Source organism: Paenibacillus pedocola, from assembly GCF_031599675.1.
GTDB classification, from domain to species: Bacteria; Bacillota; Bacilli; order Paenibacillales; family Paenibacillaceae; genus Paenibacillus_AQ; species Paenibacillus_AQ pedocola.
In genome coordinates this window covers 3,801,897-3,817,150 of sequence record NZ_CP134223.1, presented here as the reverse complement: position 1 = coordinate 3,817,150, position 15,254 = coordinate 3,801,897, and the positions used below count along the sequence as shown (strand labels likewise).

The following is a 15,254-nucleotide window of genomic DNA, read 5'->3' as shown; positions in this document are numbered from 1 at the left end:
GGCAGCAGAGTATAGATTTTGGTAATCTGGAGAACCTAAGAGTGAATTACAGTTCTTACGCCAAAGTGAGGTGTATTCACTCATGACCGTTAGCTGGATCGTAACAGGGCTTGGCATTATCGTCAGTCTCCTCGGGTATTATCTGACACCGAGCGCCTGGGGCTATGGAATTCTGGGCTTTGGACTGGCGCATATTGTGCTGGGGATTCTGGATATGTTCCGGGCTCCCGCACGCAGCAGATAAAGGTGCCTGTTCAGCGTCTCCCGGAAGAGCGTTTGCCGGGGGACGTGTTTGTGCCTGCGGAGCCTTGAACAAACAATTTTTTTTCACAGAAACGGGTGCTCTCCTTATAAGAGTAGCACGGCCGTTTCTTCTTGCGTGCCGGGCAGCTTCCATAAATAGACTTCATCTGCCCTTTCTCATATAATAGGAAAAGAATAATTGTAGCAAAGGACGTGGAATAATGAGTTCGGAAAGTTCATTTGACATTGTATCCAAGATGGATATGCAGGAATTAACGAATGCTGTTCACCAGACTGAGAAGGAGATCGATAACCGGTTTGACTTCAAGAACAGCAAGAGTAGTCTTAAGCTGGAGAAGGACGCGCTTATTATTGCCTCTGAGGATGAATATAAGCTGAATGCTGTTATTGATATTTTACAGTCCAAGATGGTTAAACGCGGGATTACACTCAAAAATTTGGATTTTGGCAAAGTGGAGCCGGCTTCACTGGGAACGGTCCGTCAGCGTCTGGGCCTTAAACAGGGAATTGATCAGGAGAACGCCAAAAAGATCAATATCCTCATTAGGGATTCTAAGCTGAAGGTGAAAAGCCAGATTCAAGGCGATCAAATCCGCGTAACCGGCAAAAGCCGGGATGATCTGCAGCAGATTATCCAAATTTTACGAAAAGCCGATTTGCCGCTTGATTTGCAGTTTAACAATTTAAAGTAAGCTAATGAGGTACCCCGCAGTGCTTACGCACCTATCCTTGCGGGGTGCTTTCAGTTTTTTTGACACCTACATATGGCTATAATATACTAGCCTAAGCAGTTTTGAAGAAAATTGTGGAATCTCGTAATTTGTAAGGATCAGGGGAGGAACTTCAGTGAATTTACCCAACCGCATTACGCTCGCACGTATTTGTCTTATCCCGATTATGATGTTTTTTTTACTGGTGAATTTTAAGTTTTATCCGGAGCCCATCCATTGGGGGTCATTTCAGCTGTCGGTTAATCATCTGATTGCAGCTGTGATCTTCCTTCTTGCCGCCAGCACGGACGGGATAGACGGCTACATTGCCCGGAAGTATAACATGGTCACCAATCTTGGCAAGCTGCTCGATCCGCTCGCGGACAAGCTGCTGGTCTCCGCAGTACTGATTTCGCTTGTAGAGCTGGGAAGATGCGATTCCTGGATTGCGATCGTAATCATCAGCCGCGAGTTTGCGGTAACCGGACTGCGCCAGGTGGCACTGCTTGAAGGCAAGGTGGTGGCTGCCAGCAAATGGGGCAAGATTAAGACGGTAACACAGATTGTCGCTATTTCGCTATTGCTGCTCAACAACTTCCCGTTTCAGTTCGTCAGCATCCCGCTGGATGATATCGCCATTTGGGCTGCAGCTATCATCACGATTTACTCCGGGGTTGATTACTTCGTGAAAAACAAGGAATTGCTGGAGCTGCATAATGCTTAGATTAAATTACTCATCCACCCTATAGCCAGGAGGAGAAACCAGCTATGAAAGCAGAAATTATTGCCGTGGGCACAGAGCTTTTGCTTGGACAAATCGTAAACAGCAACGGGCAGTTTCTATCGGTAGAGCTGGCCGCGATGGGAATAGACGTCTATTTTCAAACGGTGGTTGGGGACAACAGCAGCCGTATTCAGCAAGCCATCGAAATTGCCAAGAGCCGTGCAGACATTATCCTGTTCACCGGCGGAATCGGCCCGACCGAAGATGATCTTACTAAGGAAGCGCTGGCGGCAGCATTGGGCCGTACGGTTCATATCGACCAGCTTGCGATGGACCATGTGCAGAGATTTTTCGATGACCGCAAAATTGTCATGACTGAGAACAACCGCAAGCAGGCACTCATTATCGAAGGAACAACGCCGCTGCCGAATGAAATCGGTCTGGCAGTGGGTCTTGCATTTGCTCATGAGGATAAATACTATATCGTGCTTCCCGGCCCGCCGCGGGAGATGAAACCGATGTTCATTGACAAAGCCAAGCCATGGCTGCTGCAGCATGCGCTCACGAATGAAATGCCGATTTACTCCAAGATGCTTAAATTCGCCGGTATCGGTGAATCACTGCTCGAGGACAAGCTGATTGATCTGATTCGGGGTCAGAGTGATCCGACGATAGCCCCTTATGCCAAGGAAGGCGAAGTGACGGTACGGATATCAACTAAAGCGCCCTCTGAGCGTGAAGCAATGGAGAAGCTGGATGTGCTGGAGCAGACTATCAAAGAGATTCTTCCCGAGCATATGTATGCCAATATTGATGTGCCGCTGGAACAGCTTCTTGTGGATTGGATGGCAGACGCCGGATTGACACTTAGTGCGGCGGAGAGTTGTACCGGCGGTTTATTGATGGAGAGTATTACGAACATACCAGGAAGCGCGTCTATGTTTAAAGGGGGCGTTGTCTGTTACTCCAATGAACTGAAGAAGAAGCTGCTGAATGTGCCTGCCTCTTATTTGGAAGGTGCTGATGCAGTTGGTGCTGTAAGCCGAGAGGTGGCAGAGGTGCTTGCCGATCAAGTAAGGATGCTGGCTGACAGCGACTTCGGATTGTCCGTTACCGGGGTAGCGGGACCGGGATATTCGGAACGCAAGCCTGTAGGACTTGTATTCGTTGGTTTGGCGGAACGCGGACAGAAGACCGAGGTCTTTGAGCTTAACCTTAAAGGCACACGTGAGAATATCCGCCTGCGCTCTGTCAAAGCGCTGCTGTACCGTCTCTGGCGCAGGCTGGAGGAACGCAAGGTGGAGACGCCTCTGGAAGGTTCGGCCTTGCAATAACCGGCATTAACGTTATATAATTCTCTATACGGAAGAACCGTGGCATTGTGAACCATTTGCTGCGGTTTTTTGTTTTTATAACTGCGGCGTTTTCCTGCCGGCAGCTCCTTTGTATGTGAGTCTTGTTCTCCGGCTGGTTAATGATTGTGTAGGATGCATCAAACCGGAAGGAGGCTTACAATAAAAGGGAGTATCCCTAAGGGAAACAAAAAAAACGAATGTATGTTCGAAAAAAAGCTTGGCAAGACCTCCAAAACACGTTATTATATTACTATAAACAAGTGAAGGAAGTGGTCTGATTGTCAGATCGTCGTGCAGCGCTTGATATGGCGCTTCGTCAAATAGAAAAACAATTCGGTAAAGGTTCGATCATGAAACTGGGAGAATCCACTCATATGAAAGTGGAAGTTGTCCCTAGTGGAGCCTTAGCACTTGATATTGCACTGGGTATTGGCGGACTTCCCAAAGGCCGCATCATTGAAGTATACGGACCGGAATCTTCCGGTAAGACAACGGTTGCCCTTCATGCCATCGCAGAAGTACAGAAGCTTGGAGGACAAGCAGCTTTCATCGATGCAGAGCATGCTCTGGACCCTAAATATGCCAATGCTCTTGGCGTAAACATTGATGAGCTTCTGCTGTCTCAGCCGGATACAGGTGAGCAGGCGCTGGAAATCGCTGAAGCCCTGGTCCGCAGCGGTGCCGTAGACATTATTGTTGTAGACTCTGTAGCAGCGCTGGTACCGAAGGCGGAAATCGAAGGCGATATGGGGGATTCCCACGTCGGCTTGCAGGCTCGTTTGATGTCCCAGGCTTTGCGTAAGCTGTCAGGTGCAATCAACAAATCGAATACAATCGCTATCTTTATCAACCAGCTGCGTGAGAAGATTGGTGTGATGTTCGGTAACCCGGAAACAACGCCTGGCGGCCGGGCCTTGAAATTCTACTCTTCGGTACGGCTTGATGTACGCCGTGTAGAGAGCATCAAGATGGGCAATGATGTGGTTGGTAACCGTACGAAGATCAAGGTCGTGAAGAACAAAGTAGCGCCTCCGTTTAAACAGGCAGATGTTGATATTATGTACGGTGAAGGCATCTCCAAGGAAGGAAGCCTTGTAGATATCGGAACGGAAATGGATATCGTCAACAAGAGCGGTGCCTGGTATTCCTATGAAGGTGAACGTCTGGGTCAAGGACGCGAGAATGCCAAGCAATTCCTGAAAGAACATCAGGATATTGCCTTGCTGATTGAGAATAAGATCCGTGAAGCAAGCAATTTAACTACGATTGTAGCTGCGCCATCAGAGTCAGAGGTTGCGGCAGAACAAGAGGAAGAAGAAAACTTGCTGCTCGAAATCGAATAGTACTTTAGCTAAGGGCGCCCTGTGAATGTTGTAGCAGGGCGCTTTTCTATAAAAAATAATCCATATGTTCAATCTATATATAAGGAATAGCATGAGGTGATAGTGCACGATGGTCATTCAACTGAATCCCGAACCTGAAGAACAGGAAGCACAGGCACTGTCCGATTTTCCGGAAGGTGAACTGCTTGTTATAACGAAAGTAGAGCGGCAAAAGAAATCGGATCACCGCTATATCATACATTTCGGCGAGTACAACATGACAGTGCATGAGGATGTCATGATTAAATACCGGATGATTTCCGGCAGTTCGTTTATGAAAGATGATTTAGAGGAAATAGTGGTGGCCGACGAACGCCAGCGGGCGTACGTTGAGGGTCTGCGATATTTGGAACGCAAACCGCGGACGGCGCAGGAAATGGCCCGCCGTTTAAGGGAGAAGGAAATAGGGGAGACTATTATTGCCGAAGTGCTGCAGCGGTTGCAGCAGGAACGTCTCATTGATGATCCATTATATGCCAAGCAATGGGCAGAACAGCGCATTATGAATCAGCGTAAGGGCAAACTGTGGATTCGTCAGGAACTGCGTGAGAAAGGGATCGATAAATTGCTGATCTCGGAAGCGCTTGAGAATATTTCGCCTGAAGAGGAGCTGGAGAGCGCTCTGCAGACGGGAAGGAAGAAATGGAATATGATCCGCGGGGATGTTAACGACAAACGCAGAAAGACAGGAGCTTTCCTGATGCGGCGCGGCTTTTCCGGTGATTTGGTCCGGCAGGTTATGAATATTTTACGTGAGGAAGAGGATTTTGCAGGTGAAGATGAAGAGTTTTACGATCCTGACTGATTCTCTTGACTTTAATGGCGTTATCGACTCTCTTGACAATGTCTTTTTATAAATAATAAAATATAACATGAATCGGCATAAACTAAGAATCCTTTTTCCTTCCCAAAAAGCTGACTCTTAGGTACCGGTTCGCGTACAACTCATATGAAATGTAATCGCCGGATAAGGCGGGCAGTGTGCATGTGCAGCATGTGCAGTATGGCAATCGGTGTATTACCGGTTTTTTGTATGGTGATGAACGGATAGTTTAACAACTGCACAATTCCCAAGGCTTGTTCCTTGGAGGAACCAACGAGGAGGTGAACAGATGCATCCTGCAATCTGGGTCATAATCGTTCTCGTTGTAGCTGCAATATTCTTTGGATTCGGTTATTTTATTCGTAAATCCCTTGCAGAAGCTAAAATTTCAAGTGCCGAGAAAGAAGCCGTCGTCATCGTGGAGAACGCGAAGAAAGAGGCTGAGGCGCTGAAGAAGGAAACGGTACTCGAAGCTAAGGACGAAGTCCACAGAATCCGTACTGAGGCTGAGAAAGAAACTCGTGAACGTCGGAATGAAATCCAACGGCAAGAGAGACGTTTGCTGCAAAAGGAAGAATCTCTGGATAAAAAAATGGAATCGCTTGAACGAAAAGAAGAACAAGTAGCTAACAAAGAGAAACGAATTGACGAAACGCAACAGCAAATTGATGTTATTTACAAGAATCAGGTTACCGAGTTGGAGCGCATCTCCAATTTGAGCATCGATGATGCCAGAAGTATCATTCTAAGCAATGTAGAGCAGGAAGTTCGCCACGAGACTGCGCAGATGATCAAAGAAATTGAACAGCAGGCCAAGGAGGAAGCGGACAAGAAGGCCCGCGAAATCATTACACTGGCTATCCAACGCTGTGCAGCTGATCATGTTGCTGAAACAACCGTGTCTGTGGTAACACTTCCGAATGAAGAGATGAAAGGCCGGATTATCGGCCGTGAAGGCCGTAATATCCGTGCACTGGAAACTCTTACTGGTATTGATCTCATTATCGATGATACGCCGGAAGCCGTTATTTTGTCGGGATTTGATCCGATTCGCCGCGAAGTGGCCCGTACGGCACTTGAGAAGCTGGTTGCTGATGGACGTATCCATCCGGCACGGATTGAAGAAATGGTGGAGAAATCCCGCAAAGAAGTGGATGAGCGGATTCGCGAATACGGTGAACAAGCTACCTTCGAGGTTGGCGTTCACGGTCTGCACCCGGATCTGATCAAAATTCTCGGCCGTCTGAAATTCCGCACGAGCTACGGTCAAAATGTACTCAAGCACTCCATGGAGGTTGCTTATTTGACTGGACTTATGGCCGGTGAGCTTGGGGAAGACATCGTGCTTGCTAAACGTGCCGGGCTGCTCCATGATATCGGTAAAGCACTGGATCATGAAGTGGAAGGTTCACACGTTGAGATTGGCGTTGAACTGGCGAAGAAATACAAGGAACATCCGGTTGTTATTAACAGTATCGCGTCCCACCACGGGGACTGCGAAGCGACTTCGGTTATTGCGATGCTGGTTGGAGCGGCTGACGCCTTGTCGGCAGCACGCCCTGGCGCACGCCGTGAGACACTGGAAACCTACATCAAACGTCTGGAAAAGCTCGAGGAGATTTCCGAAAGTTTCGAAGGCGTAGAGAAGTCTTATGCTATCCAAGCGGGCCGCGAGGTTCGTGTAATGGTACAGCCTGAGAAAATCGATGATGCAGAAAGCTTCCGTCTGGCACGCGACATAACGAAGATGATCGAGAGTGAGCTGGATTATCCGGGTCACATCAAGGTTACCGTTATCCGCGAGACACGGGCTGTTGAATACGCTAAATAAGCAAGGAAATCGGCCCCCGTGCGGGGCCTTTTTTCTTTCATACAGATTCGGTAAATGTAAGCGGAGGATAGCTTTACAGTATGCTTTTAGGAGGAGAACGACATTAAAGTCTTATTTATAGGTGACATAGTAGGCAATACCGGCAGAAAAGCACTGCGTGAAATGCTGCCTTCACTGAAGAGTAAATATCAGCCGCATATCATTATCGTTAACGGCGAGAATGCTGCAGCCGGCAGAGGGATTACATCTGCGATTGCCAATGAGTTTTTTAACTGGGGGGTTCACGGCATTACGCTGGGCAACCATACCTGGGACAATAAGGATATTTTTGAATTTATCGACGACGAGCCGCGGATGATCCGACCGGCCAATTTTCCGCCGGGAACCCCAGGCAGAGGGTATACGGTCGTTAAGGGCAACGGTAAACAGCTGGCGATTGTGAATTTGCAGGGCCGCACCTTTTTGCCGGCAATTGATGATCCGTTCCGCATAGGTGAAGAGATTGTGGAGGAGCTGCGCCGGAATCACAAATGCATCCTCGTTGATTTTCATGCTGAAGCAACTTCCGAAAAGATTGCAATGGGTTATTTTATGGATGGACTGGCTTCGATAGTAGTCGGCACCCATACGCATGTGCAGAGCAATGATGATGTGATCCTGCCTGGCGGTACCGCCTACTTAACCGATGCCGGGATGGTTGGTTCAAGAGAAGGAATTCTGGGTATGGAAAAGGATGCGGTCCTTTATAAATTCACGACCCAGCTTCCGGCCCGGTTTGTGGTTGATGAAGGCAAATGGCAGTTACACGGGTTATTCGCGGAGATTGACGAGGCTACGGGAAAAGCCACACGTCTGGAGAAAATTCGCTTGCGTGAAGATGAATGGATCATGAGCTAAATCTGGACAACTGGGTGTAGGTAATTCGGGAAAAATCGCCGATTTTGGGTAAAGTGTGATATTTTTTATATCGAAAAAGAGTATCTTTTGTACTATTTTCTCCAGAGTAGTCCGCAAAAAGAAGGAATTATTTCTTCTCCCGCGAATAACATCTACAGTAGTGGAAGAACACCATCATTTTCCCAGGGGAGGTACTTACTATGGATGTATTAAAAGTATCAGCTAAATCCAATCCAAATTCCGTTGCCGGCGCATTAGCGGGTGTTCTTCGTGAACGTGGATCGGCCGAGCTGCAAGCTATTGGAGCAGGAGCGCTGAACCAAGCAGTCAAAGCTGTTGCCATCGCCCGGGGATTTGTCGCGCCAAGCGGTGTCGACTTGATCTGCATTCCAGCCTTCACTGACATCGTGATTGATGGAGAGGATCGGACGGCGATTAAACTGATTGTTGAACCCAGATAATTAATGGACTTATTCTGATGGGCCTGTTTACTTCGAGTAAACAGGTTTTTTGCTGTGCAGGAAAAAGCTGATCATAATACGCATAGACTATGATGATAATGTGGCCAGAGGCAGAACTTCAGCAAACGGTGTTGAAAGCGGGGGGACAGATGAAGGCAGCAGGCGGATTTAAAGTAGCGGATTTTCATTGTGACGTACTGAGTAAGCTGCAGGCAAGTCCAGGGATCAGCTTTAAAAATGACGGCCGGCTGGATGTTACTATGGAGCGGCTTGCTGCGGGAAATGTAGGACTGCAGGTTTTCGCGATTTTTTTGTCTGAGGCTAGAGGAAGACCAAGCTTTGAAAGTGTGCTCGGCCAGCTCGATTTGTTCCGGGAGAAGATCATTGGCTCTGAGCAATTGCAGTGGCTGCGCTGGAAGGAGGAGGCAGTAGAAGTTACTGCGGCGGCAACGGCCGGGGGAGTGCTCTCTCTGGAGGGGGTAGACGGTCTGGAGGGCAATCTGTTCTATGCGCAGCTGTGTTTTGAGCTGGGAGTGCGATTGTTCGGAATAACGTGGAATTATGCTAACTGGGCGGCTGACGGCGTGCTGGAATCAAGAAACGGCGGGTTTACGGAAAAAGGCCGGCAACTGATCGAGTGGTGTAACAGAAGCGGAATGCTCCTGGATGTGTCGCATTTGGCGCCAGCAGGATTTTGGGAGCTGACCGAGCGTAGTAAACATCCGTTTATAGCTTCGCATTCCAATGCTGCGGCCATTTGCGGCCATCCCCGCAACCTGAGTGATGACCAGATCAAGGCGCTGATCGCCATGGACGGGCGGATGGGCCTTACCTTCGTTCCCTGGTTTGTCCGTGATGGAGGCGGAGCGGACCGTGATGATGTGCGGAGACATATTGAGCATGTCTGCAGCTTGGGAGGTACAAGACAGCTGATGTTCGGCTCGGATTTTGACGGCATTGATGCGTGGGTAAAGGGATTAGAGCATCCGGGGAAATATGCGGAGTTTGCCGAGCTGCTGGTAAAATATTATCCGGAGGATGAGGTGCGGGGCTGGTTGTATGATAATGCATTACGTTTTTTAAGCGGGCATTTACCACCCAGGCCTTGAAGTCATTTCATTTCTGAACAAGGTAGATTAAATGGCGAAACCGTGACGCATTAAGGTTCAAAAGTAGTGGAATATCGAAAAAAAGACACTCATTGTGAAGAGGGTCTTTTTATTTTTGGGTAAGAAGAGGTATAATGTTCAGTGGCTTGTACAGATACTAGAGAAAATACAAGGAGTGACTTTACAATGAGCAAGACTGTACCCGTAGGTGTGTCGGCCCGACATATTCACCTTACGCAGGAGCATGTGGAAGCGTTGTTTGGCCCAGGCTATCAATTGACTGAGTTCAAACCGCTCTCCCAAACAGGACAATTCGCAGCAAATGAGCAAGTAGCGGTTATCGGCAGCAAAGGCAAGTTCGACAAAGTAAGAATTCTTGGACCTGTCCGCCCGGCATCGCAACTCGAAATTTCCCGTACAGACTCTTTCAGCCTCGGCGTGAAAGCACCTGTCCGTGAATCCGGACATATTGAAGGTACACCAGGCATTACTCTTAAAGGACCAGCCGGTGAAGTTGAACTGGAAACAGGTGTTATTATTGCAGCCCGTCACATTCACTTCCATACTTCCGAAGCAGAAGCTTGGGGCATTTCCGACAAGCAAATGCTGAAAGTCCGCCTTGGCGGTGAACGCGGCCTGGTGCTGGAGAACGTGCTTGCACGTGTATCTGACAGCTTTAAGCTTGACATGCACATCGACACCGACGAAGCCAATGCTGCAGGTGCCAACAACGGCGACACAGCTGAAATTGTAGATTAGTCTTACATTTATACAGTAAGGAGCGGGGGAACAGTCCTCCGCTCCTTTTTTATGGGATGTTTTCTGAGTCCGATTCCGGGATTCGATTTTGCGGGGTTATTTTATATCCGGATCTGTGGTATCATTATGTGTTATGACTTAGCTCTGCGCTATGTGGAAACGCAGGAATAAACGTAATCCCGCAAAGCCGGGTGATCTGAAAATATATGTATTAGAAACTAAGGAGACATACATGACTTTTAATGAGCTCAAATTAAACCCAGCGATTCTCAAGGCGTTAAGCCTGGAAAACTATACATCCCCAACACCGATTCAGGAAGAAGCTATACCTGCAGCTCTGGCCGGCAGAGACGTACTGGGCTGCGCACAGACTGGAACAGGCAAAACCGCTGCTTTTTCTTTGCCGATCATCCAGCTGTTAAGCCAGCAACCGGCCGTTACCGGCGGGAAACGCCGCATTCGTTCGCTGATTCTCACTCCTACCCGGGAGCTGGCGCTGCAAATCTATGAAAATATCCAGGCCTACAGCAAATTCACCGGTATCCGTTCTACAGCCATTGTCGGCGGTGTATCGCAAAAGGCACAGGAGCGGGCATTGAGCCAGGGAGCGGACATTCTGATCGCCACACCGGGCCGTCTGATTGATCTGATCGCTCAGAAGCATGTGGACCTTCAATATGTGCAGATTCTGGTGCTGGATGAAGCCGACCGGATGCTGGATATGGGCTTCATTCATGACGTGAAACGGATTATTGCCAAGATGCCGAGCAAAAAGCAAACCTTGTTCTTCTCCGCGACGATGCCGTCCGAGATTTCTCAGCTGATCAAGACGCTGCTCGTGAATCCGGTGAAAATCGAAATTACGCCGGTATCTTCCACGGTAGACCGTATCGAACAGTCTGTATATTTGCTGCAGAACGGCAATAAGCAGAATCAGCTGAACCGCCTGCTGCAGGACCAATCGATTGTGTCGGCACTGGTCTTCACCCGCACCAAACGCGGCGCTGACCGGGTGACCCGTGATTTGGCCAAAATCAATATTACGGCTCAAGCGATTCACGGCAACAAGTCGCAGAATGACCGCCAGAATGCGCTGCGCAATTTCAAGAGCGGGGCGACACGCGTGCTTGTGGCAACTGACATCGCTGCCCGGGGGATCGATATTGATGAGCTGTCCCATGTCATCAACTTTAACCTGCCGAACATTCCGGAAACCTATGTCCACCGTATTGGCCGTACCGGCCGTGCGGGAATGAGCGGAGTTGCCATTTCCCTGTGTGAAGAGGAAGAGATTCCTTACCTGAAGGATATCCAGAAGCTGATCGGAAAGACGATTCCGGAAATCAAGGAACATGACTATCCGATGTCCAAAAGCACTCTGGCGCTGCTGAATGACCGTCCGGCTAAAGCACCGGCTAAACCGGCAGCAAAATCCAAAACGAATCCGCCGCGCAAGCCGAAATCGGAATGGTTCACGCAAGGGAACAAGCCGAAGAGTGGAACAAACGGTCAAGCCAGTCCGGACTTGGGCAGCAGAAGTGGCGGCCGGGTTAGCGGAAGCGCAAACGACAGACCTGCAGGAGCACGGAACACGGGAACAGGCAAACCTGGCGCGAGTGCTAACGGTTCTCAAGGGAATAGAACTGGCGGATATGCAAAAGGTGCGCAGGGTAACCGGCCAGGCGGAGCCGGCGGATCAGCTAATGGTTCTGCCGCAAGCAGACCTGGCGCCCGCTCGGGTGGCAGCCAGAGCAGACCGGGCGGCCAGTCAAGCTCGAACCGAAACGGCAATAAAGCCCCGGTTAATGCCGGCAGAATGCAATAATCAGCTGCTCTATCAATGATGCAGCGTCCTTTCCTTTTAGGGGAGGACGCCGTTTTTGTGTACAATGAATATAAATTGGCAGACCTAATTTACACAAAAGACCCGTATTGTACACTCTATACAGAGTGTACAATACGGGTCTTTACTTCTAAGGTCATGATTTAATGGCGGAGGACTTAGCCGGCTAGATAAGCACCCAGCTCTTCGCGCAGCGATTCGCTGATCGAGGTCATCGGCAGGCGGAGGGTATCTGAAGCAATCTCACCCTGTACGCTGAGCAGCCATTTGATCGGGGCTGGGTTCGATTCCTTGAAGAGCAGCTTCATGAGCGGCACCAGGCGGTCGTATTCGGCTCTGGCAGCATCAATCTGGCCGGCTTTGTATTGTTCGAAGATGTTCAGGAACTTCGCAGTATGCACGTTGGCGGAAGCCAGCATGCCTCCGGCGGCTCCGCAGCCCAGCATGTCGAAGAAACTTAGGTCATCTCCGCAGAGCACCGGCTTGGAGCCGAGGCGGGACAGCTCAGAGACGAGCAGCGGCGAACCGGAGCAGTCTTTCAGGCCGACCACATTGTCCATCTCCAGGATGGTGCGGGCGGTATCGACGGTCATGCCGACTCCGGCACGGCCGGGAATGTCATAAGCGATAATCGGAATACCGACTTCGGCTGCCTTGCGGAAATGGGCAATGATGCCCGCTTGAGAAGGACGGCTGTAGTAAGGCACGACAACGAGCGCAGCATCGGCTCCCAGGCTCGCAGCAAGCTCTGTACGGGCGACGGTAGACATTGTATCATTGGTCCCTGTACCGATGACCAGCGGAATTTTACTGCCATGCAGCAGCTCCTGTGAGGCAGTAATCAGTGTCTGTAATTCTTGTATGTTGACTGTCGGCGATTCTCCAGTGGTTCCATTTACGACCAGACCATGAATTTTGTTCTTGATGATGTTGTTCACATAACGCTGATAAGAAGTAAGATCAATCTCGCCGGCGGCATTGAACGGTGTTACCACGGGAACATAGATTCCATAAATCTGTTCTTCTGTTAACATGAATATCGTCCTCCAAATTTTTAAATCCTTTTATTCTACTTTAGCATGGAACATTCCATCGGCGTTAGCTATAATAAATGATATGGGTCATCAATAATATTGATGTTATATCACAGTCTAAAGGGTGAGTGAAATGGATTTAACCTATATGCGGACCTTCCGCGAGGTGGCGAAGCGTCAGAGCTTCACGCGTGCAGCAGAGGAACTGGGGTATGCCCAGTCCAGTGTAACCATGCAGATACAGAAGATTGAAAAAGAATACGGGGTCACGCTAATGGAACGTCATGGACGTATCCTGCGCCTGACCCCGCCTGGAGAAGAGCTGCTGAAGCTGTTCGTGGAAATTCTTGATCTATATGACCGCTCCAAAGAAACAATTGCCCAGCAGATCGGCGGTACGCTGACTATCGGAACAATAGATTCATTGGCCGCTTTTTACCTTCCGCCTTTTCTGCAGCAGCTGCGGACGACATTTCCCGGACTGAATATTCATCTGCAAACGGAGCAGGAAGCGAATCTGGTGTCCAAGATCAGGGAAGGAGAGGTGGATATTGGCCTCATGCTGGACCGGAGTACGACTGATTCGCTGCTGGAGCGGACGATTATCCGGGATGAGCCGCTGGTACTGGTGGCACCTGCCGATCATCCACTGGCGAAGCTTACAAATATAACCTTGCAGGATCTGAACAACTGTGAGCTGATTGTCTCCGAAGAGAGCTGTATCTACCGCAGCCTGTTTGAGAATCTGCTCCGGGAGCACGGAATCGTGTTCCGGATCGGCTTTGAGCTGTCCAATCTGGAGGCGATCAAGCGCTGTGTGCGGAACGGTCTGGGGATTGCCCTGCTGCCGAGAATTGTAGCTGAGGAAGAGATTGAACGTGGTAATCTGGCCGAGCTGCCGTTTACCCATCCGGAGATTCATTTTGACCTGCAGCTGCTCATTCATCCCAAGAAGTGGAAGTCACTGCCGCTGCAATCCCTGATTCAGATGCTGCAGGCGGATGCTGAGGCGAAGTCTGTGGCGCTTTGAAGATCGGATGGGATGCTTGGACAGCGAACCGCATTTTGCGGCCTCATTCATTTCAATATCTGGATAAACTGAAACATTGCGATAATACCAAGTTTAAGGTCTGGTGGTCATATATTGGTTGCCGTAAATTGCTTTCCAGGATTTTGTTAGCCCATGCTAAGCATCGATAATAGTGATCAGGTTCACCTGTCCGTATTCTAAAATTGCAAAAATCCAAGTGAGTCTGGTACTCCTCGGCAGTAGCATCGATACCTAGCCGAAGCAATTGATCTCTGCGGATACGTTCAGATTGGACTACTTGTATCTCTTGGTGGATATTAGTTATCTGATTTGAATGCTGTCTGTACATAAGCAACACCTCAGGCAGATTAACCAACTGGGTTATTGCGGATAAGCGGTTCCATATTTCATAATCCTCCGCATGAAAGTAATTGAGATACCTGATGTCGTGATCTTCCAGTACGGATTTGCGGATCATAACCGTTGGATGCACCATCGTACAGTGGAATAACTGCCAGCACCGGATCGCCTCATGATTTAACGGTTTGGCGGTAATGGCATCTCTGCCTAACAAATAAACCTGAGAACCGCAAACACCGCAGTCCTGATGGTCGTCCATGAAATTCACTTGACGCTCAAGCCGGTGAGGCAATGCGATATCATCACCATCCATTCGCGCAATATACTCGCCCGTACATAAATCAATACCTTGATTTAAGGTCGCAATTAATCCCTGGTTCACTGTATGCGCTATTACTCTAATCCTCTTATCATCAAATTTCCGAATGATGTCTAAGGTTCCGTCGGTTGATCCGTCATCTAAAATAAGCAGCTCGAAATCGGAATAGGTTTGCGTTAAAATGCTGCAGATCGCTTCTTCAATATACGGAGCCATATTATAAACCGGCATGAGCACTGATATTTTAACCAATGTTTTCACCATCCTATACTTTTCTGAATTTATAGTACGCGAGAATCAGGGAGGCTGACCCGCATACTAGACCAGATGTCTGGATATCGTCCGGATAGTCC

General features: G+C 49.0%; 15 protein-coding genes. 13 read left to right on the top strand and 2 right to left on the bottom strand.

Going from position 1 to position 15,254, the window contains the following annotated elements; translation table 11 throughout:
- The first annotated feature begins 82 nt into the window (after positions 1-82).
- From QU597_RS16755 to QU597_RS16700, 12 genes are all read left to right on the top strand, one after another.
- Positions 83-244, top strand: coding sequence for a hypothetical protein (locus tag QU597_RS16755; protein ID WP_167347618.1), 162 nt, complete (start codon positions 83-85; stop codon positions 242-244).
- Positions 245-464: 220 nt separating this feature from the next.
- On the top strand, positions 465-956 hold the full coding sequence (locus QU597_RS16750) for a YajQ family cyclic di-GMP-binding protein (RefSeq protein WP_025704683.1): 492 nt from the start codon (positions 465-467) through the stop codon (positions 954-956).
- A gap of 154 nt (positions 957-1,110) precedes the next feature.
- A complete protein-coding gene (gene pgsA / locus QU597_RS16745; protein ID WP_206100543.1) occupies positions 1,111-1,698 on the top strand; it encodes a CDP-diacylglycerol--glycerol-3-phosphate 3-phosphatidyltransferase in 588 nt (195 codons plus the stop codon).
- A gap of 44 nt (positions 1,699-1,742) precedes the next feature.
- A complete protein-coding gene (locus QU597_RS16740) occupies positions 1,743-3,032 on the top strand; it encodes a competence/damage-inducible protein A (protein ID WP_310829047.1) in 1,290 nt (429 codons plus the stop codon).
- A gap of 299 nt (positions 3,033-3,331) precedes the next feature.
- Positions 3,332-4,396: a recombinase RecA gene (recA, locus tag QU597_RS16735; protein ID WP_279306737.1), complete on the top strand. Its 1,065-nt coding sequence runs from the start codon at positions 3,332-3,334 to the stop codon at positions 4,394-4,396.
- A 109-nt stretch (positions 4,397-4,505) separates the two neighbouring features.
- Positions 4,506-5,240 carry a regulatory protein RecX gene (locus QU597_RS16730; protein WP_310829046.1) on the top strand — a complete coding sequence of 245 codons (735 nt, stop codon included), beginning with the start codon at positions 4,506-4,508 and terminating at the stop codon, positions 5,238-5,240.
- A 307-nt stretch (positions 5,241-5,547) separates the two neighbouring features.
- Positions 5,548-7,089: a ribonuclease Y gene (gene rny / locus QU597_RS16725; RefSeq protein ID WP_054941024.1), complete on the top strand. Its 1,542-nt coding sequence runs from the start codon at positions 5,548-5,550 to the stop codon at positions 7,087-7,089.
- A gap of 102 nt (positions 7,090-7,191) precedes the next feature.
- Positions 7,192-7,986 carry a TIGR00282 family metallophosphoesterase gene (locus QU597_RS16720; RefSeq protein ID WP_054941023.1) on the top strand — a complete coding sequence of 265 codons (795 nt, stop codon included), beginning with the start codon at positions 7,192-7,194 and terminating at the stop codon, positions 7,984-7,986.
- A 200-nt stretch (positions 7,987-8,186) separates the two neighbouring features.
- Positions 8,187-8,447, top strand: a complete 261-nt coding sequence (locus QU597_RS16715; RefSeq protein ID WP_019910496.1) for a stage V sporulation protein S — start codon at positions 8,187-8,189, stop codon at positions 8,445-8,447.
- 149 nt (positions 8,448-8,596) lie between these two features.
- Positions 8,597-9,556 carry a dipeptidase gene (locus QU597_RS16710; RefSeq protein WP_310829045.1) on the top strand — a complete coding sequence of 320 codons (960 nt, stop codon included), beginning with the start codon at positions 8,597-8,599 and terminating at the stop codon, positions 9,554-9,556.
- Positions 9,557-9,742: 186 nt separating this feature from the next.
- Positions 9,743-10,315 (top strand): phosphate propanoyltransferase, encoded by a 573-nt coding sequence (gene pduL / locus QU597_RS16705; protein WP_054941021.1) that lies wholly within the window; start codon positions 9,743-9,745, stop codon positions 10,313-10,315.
- A gap of 232 nt (positions 10,316-10,547) precedes the next feature.
- Positions 10,548-12,140: a DEAD/DEAH box helicase gene (locus tag QU597_RS16700; protein ID WP_310829044.1), complete on the top strand. Its 1,593-nt coding sequence runs from the start codon at positions 10,548-10,550 to the stop codon at positions 12,138-12,140.
- Positions 12,141-12,316: 176 nt separating this feature from the next.
- Here QU597_RS16700 and dapA read toward each other — a convergent pair whose 3' ends face one another.
- Positions 12,317-13,192, bottom strand: a complete 876-nt coding sequence (dapA, locus tag QU597_RS16695) for a 4-hydroxy-tetrahydrodipicolinate synthase (RefSeq protein ID WP_310829043.1) — start codon at positions 13,190-13,192, stop codon at positions 12,317-12,319.
- A gap of 133 nt (positions 13,193-13,325) precedes the next feature.
- Here dapA and QU597_RS16690 point away from each other — a divergent pair, with 133 nt between their 5' ends.
- Complete coding sequence (locus QU597_RS16690; RefSeq protein WP_206100535.1) at positions 13,326-14,222, top strand: LysR family transcriptional regulator; 897 nt, start codon at positions 13,326-13,328, stop codon at positions 14,220-14,222.
- 52 nt (positions 14,223-14,274) lie between these two features.
- Here QU597_RS16690 and QU597_RS16685 read toward each other — a convergent pair whose 3' ends face one another.
- The gene (locus QU597_RS16685) at positions 14,275-15,153 is read right to left on the bottom strand and encodes a glycosyltransferase family 2 protein (protein WP_310829042.1); all 879 of its coding nucleotides are present in this window, start codon (positions 15,151-15,153) and stop codon (positions 14,275-14,277) included.
- Between the last annotated feature and the right edge of the window lie 101 nt (positions 15,154-15,254).

Coding starts and splice junctions, on each gene's coding strand:
- QU597_RS16740 (WP_310829047.1), top strand. CDS start 1,743: ATGAAAGCAGAAATTATTGCCGTGGGCACAGAGCTTTTGCTTGGACAA.
- QU597_RS16710 (WP_310829045.1), top strand. CDS start 8,597: ATGAAGGCAGCAGGCGGATTTAAAGTAGCGGATTTTCATTGTGACGTA.
- rny (WP_054941024.1), top strand. CDS start 5,548: ATGCATCCTGCAATCTGGGTCATAATCGTTCTCGTTGTAGCTGCAATA.
- pduL (WP_054941021.1), top strand. CDS start 9,743: ATGAGCAAGACTGTACCCGTAGGTGTGTCGGCCCGACATATTCACCTT.
- QU597_RS16700 (WP_310829044.1), top strand. CDS start 10,548: ATGACTTTTAATGAGCTCAAATTAAACCCAGCGATTCTCAAGGCGTTA.
- QU597_RS16715 (WP_019910496.1), top strand. CDS start 8,187: ATGGATGTATTAAAAGTATCAGCTAAATCCAATCCAAATTCCGTTGCC.
- QU597_RS16730 (WP_310829046.1), top strand. CDS start 4,506: ATGGTCATTCAACTGAATCCCGAACCTGAAGAACAGGAAGCACAGGCA.
- dapA (WP_310829043.1), bottom strand. CDS start 13,192: ATGTTAACAGAAGAACAGATTTATGGAATCTATGTTCCCGTGGTAACA.
- QU597_RS16755 (WP_167347618.1), top strand. CDS start 83: ATGACCGTTAGCTGGATCGTAACAGGGCTTGGCATTATCGTCAGTCTC.
- QU597_RS16690 (WP_206100535.1), top strand. CDS start 13,326: ATGGATTTAACCTATATGCGGACCTTCCGCGAGGTGGCGAAGCGTCAG.
- QU597_RS16750 (WP_025704683.1), top strand. CDS start 465: ATGAGTTCGGAAAGTTCATTTGACATTGTATCCAAGATGGATATGCAG.